Here is a 3,840-nt window from a genome sequence, read left to right as displayed (position 1 = left end):
CCGGAGGCGTCCCCGTCGTTCTTCCACGGCTTCGCGACCCACCCGCAGGTGCTCGCCCGGTCCCTCGTGGCGCTCGCGGACGTGACCGCCACCCGGTACTTCCAGCACGCGCCGACCTCGCAGCGCGACCCGGTGCTCACCGCCCACGGCGACCGGCTGCGCGCCGAGGTCTTCTCGGCCTGCAACGGCGTCTACGCCCGCCTGGACCTCCTCGGCGACGGTCTCGACGGCGGCGAGATCGGCTCCGGCACCACCAACGTGGACCTCGGGCCCGCCACGCGGCGCGCCCTGACCGGCGTGGGCCGGGCGGAGCTGCTCCACCTCGACGTCGGGGTGGACGGGCTGCGGGTGGCCACGCCCGACGAGCAGGTGGTGGAGCGCCCCGTCGAGATGCCGCCGCGCTGGGTGCGGGCGCTCGGCAACGCCGCCGAGCTCCACCACGGGCTGGCCCCGGTGCTGCGGCTCGACGGCGCCGCGGCGCGGTCCTTCGTGGCCTCGCTGCCCGCGGCGACCTCGACCGCGCGGTCGGGCTGGCTCACGGCCGCCCCCTCGGGTGCGCGGCTCGCGCCGCGCCGCTCGGCGGGGTCGGTGCACGTGAGCGGCCTGCACCGCCTCGCCGCGCTCAAGCGGCTGCTGGTGCACGTGCGCGGCGTGACCGTGCACGGCCCGCCCGACGGCGGCGAGGGCCCGGCGCTGGTGGAGGTCGCGCTCCCCGGGGCGCGGGTCAGCGTGGGACTGACCGCCGAGGCGTGGCGCGGGCACTCCGGGGAGGGCTCCCTGCTCGAGGGGCTCGCCGCCCCCGAGGCCTCCGGCGACGCCGACCTCGTGGGCGCCCTCCTCGCGTTCGAGCCCGTCGTCGACGTCGCGTGCCTGGCCCGCGGCTCGGCCCTGGACGAGGCCCGCGTGCGCGCCGCGCTCGCCGTGCTCGCGGCCCAGGGCAGGGTGGGGTGGGACGCCCACGACGCCGCCTGGTTCCACCGCGAGCTCCCGGACGACCCGGACCGCGCCGAGCGCGACAACCCGCGCCTGCGGGCCGCCCGTGCCCTCGCGGCGAGCGGGGGCGTGCGGCCCGACGGCGACGGCTTCCTCGTGCGCGGCAGCGGCGGCGACCACCGCGTCCGCCTCGCGGCCGGCGGCGGCGTGCAGGACGCGTGCACCTGCACCTGGTACCTGCGGCACGGCGGTGACAGGGGCCCGTGCCAGCATGTGCTCGCGGCCCGCCTGGACGGTGCCGCGCCGCCGGCCGAGGGCCGCACCACCGACGAGAGGACCCCGCACCCGTGAGCTCCGTGCCGCGCGTGGACACCGCCCTGGCCACCCCCGCCCTCGCCCGCGCGGTCGAGATCTTCCGGGAGCTCGGCTGGGACGGCGCCGACCCGCAGGACGCCCTGACCCTGCCGCTCGGCTCGCCGGAGCAGCGACGCGCGGCCCTCGCCGGGCTGCGGCGCGGCCCCTGGCGCCGCCATGTGGTGCCGGACGTCCCGGTCACCCTGGGGAGCCTGCACGACGGGGACGACGACGCCTGGGGCTGGGCCGCCGCCACGGACGTCGACCTCGGGCTCCTCACCCTGTTCGCCGTCCGGCAGGGCGTGGACGCCGCGCGGGCGGTCCGGCTCCTGACGGACGCCGAGGGCCTGTCGGACGACCTCGTGGCGCGGGTGGTGTCCACCCGCGGGGCGGACTTCGCGGCCCGGTTCGTCGAGCGCGCGGGGACCGCGTCCTCGCGCTGGGGCGACTTCTCGACGATGACAATGGGCGGCGTCCAGGTGCTGCTCGTGCACCGGCTCGGCCTGGACGTGCCGGACGACGCCGAGTATCTCCGGGACTGGGCGGCCTACGCCGCCGCGACGCTCCCGGGGGCCCCGGAGGAGTGGCCGGGACACTGGCGGCCCCTGCCGGCGGACCTGCTGCGGCCCCGGTACGCCGAGCACGCCCGGGCGGCGGTGGCCGCCGGGCTGCCGCCGGCCGGCCCGTTGGGGCGGACCGTGGCGGCGGCCGTCGACGCCGGCTGGGTCGCCCGGGAGGAGGCGGCGGACCTCGCCTTCCAGGCCCTCGACGCCGCGGTCCGGCCGGGAGACCGCAGGTCGTGGACCGCCGTCCTCGCGGCGCCCGCGACCGCGCGCATCCCGGGCCTCGCGGTGACGCCCACCGAGGTCCTGGCGCGGGCGGACCTGCTGGTCGGCGTGCTGGCCACCGGCGAGGCGCCGCTGGTCGAGGCGTTCGCGCCCGCGCTGGTCGCAGGGGTCGACGACGCGACGCTCGGGGACGTCCTCCTGGTGTCGCTCGCCGTCGGCACCAAGAAGGCGCAGCGCGTCGTCCTCGCGGCCGCGGCACGCCGGGCGGAGGCGGACGGGGGCGCCGGGCCGGAGGTCGTGGAGCTCGTCCGGGACCGCGTCGCCGAGCTCGCAGCGGGCCGTGACCCGGCGGTGGCGCGGGCCGCGCGCGCCGTGCTGGACGCCTGGGGCCTCGCCGCTCCGGCCGCCGTGCAGGCGGAGCCGGCCGCCACGGCACCCAGCCGCTGGCGCCCCACCCCGCCGGTCTGGACGCCGCCGCGCTTCGCACCCCCGGAGGCGACCGGCGCGGCGATCACCGCCGCGGCCGCCGCGCTCACCCGGCAGCCGGAGGGCGCCGCCGACCTCGCCCTCGAGACCTTCCTGCACCTGGCCGTCCGCGTCGCCCGGCGCGACCCCGAGGAGGCGCGCACCGCGCTGCGCGGCGTGGGGCGGTCCTGGCAGCAGGGGCTCGGGCCGGTGCACGCGTGGGTCCACGGCGAGCGGCCGGAGCACGGGCTCGACGCGAGCGGCTCCGCGCACGGCGTGCTGCGCGCCCGCGACCACGCGGTCTTCGAGCGGCTGGGCGAGGTGCCGGCCCTGCTGTCCACGCCCAGCCGCGTGGACCTGAGCGTCGACCCCGCCGACCTGGCCGACCGGCTGGGGGCCTACGCGGCCGCGGGCGCCCCCGCGCTCGAGGCCGACCTCCTGCTCGCCCTCACCCGGCTGGACGTCGCCACCGCGACGCCCGAGGTGCTCGACCGGCTGCGCGCCCTCGAGGTGCCGGTCCAGGGCCAGCGCGGCCGGGACCTGCGGCTCCTGGCCGGCCCCGTCGCCGTCGCGTACGTCGCCGACCCGGTCCCCGAGCCGGAGCTCGTCCGCGACGAGCGCTGGGACTGCTGGCGCGCGGACCAGGTCGTCCTGCCGCGCTCCCTGCGCGGCTTTCCCCGCCGCATCGACACCCGCGGCTACGCGGGCCACGACGCCTTCACGGTGTTCCCGGGCTGGGGCGAGGCGGCCGTGGAGGGCCTCGTCCACAGCGAGGACCCGGCCCTCGGCGTCACGCTGCGGCAGGCCGCACGCCGGGCGACGCCGTTCGGGCCGGCGGGTGCCGTGAACCTCTTGGGATCCCAGCGCCGCGTCCACGACCGCGCCGCCGAGGACGCCTCCGCCGCCGTGCTCGAGGCATGGGACCGCGGCCTGCTGCGCCCCGGCGTCGCCGACGCGGCGTTCCTGGACCTCCGGACCACGCCGCGCGCCCTCGCGGCGTTGGCGACGGCGATGGTCCGCCTCGCCGACGAGGGGCTCGCCTCCGTGGTCTGGCCCGTGCTCGACGGGCTCCTCGCGGCCTCGCAGGACCGGACCCGTCTGCTCGCGGGCACGGCGGAGCTCGCCGAGGCGATGCTCGTGCTGGCCCCCGACGCGGCCGCCGCCGTCGCGACCGGGGTCGCCGGCCCGGCGGTCGTCGCCGTGCCCGGGCTGCGCCGGCTCGCCGCACGGCCGGGGTCCTCGCGGGCCGTCGTCGCCGCGCGGGAGGCCGTGACGGCGCTCCCGCCGGCACCCCTGGAGC

At 80.0% G+C, this 3,840-nt stretch carries 2 protein-coding genes; both read left to right on the top strand.

Annotated elements, in window-relative coordinates:
• On the top strand, positions 1 to 1,284 hold a 1,284-nt coding region (locus ACFU5J_RS21905; RefSeq protein WP_430580123.1), incomplete at its 5' end, for an SWIM zinc finger family protein.
• On the top strand, positions 1,281 to 3,840 hold a 2,560-nt coding region (locus tag ACFU5J_RS21900), incomplete at its 3' end, for a hypothetical protein (protein ID WP_430580122.1). The genes ACFU5J_RS21905 and ACFU5J_RS21900, both read left to right, overlap by 4 nt.

Source organism: Isoptericola sp. NPDC057559 (assembly GCF_042801555.1).
GTDB lineage: Bacteria > Actinomycetota > Actinomycetes > Actinomycetales > Cellulomonadaceae > Isoptericola.
The sequence above is the reverse complement of the archived record's forward strand: the minus strand, read 5'-3'. Positions and strand labels throughout refer to the sequence as shown.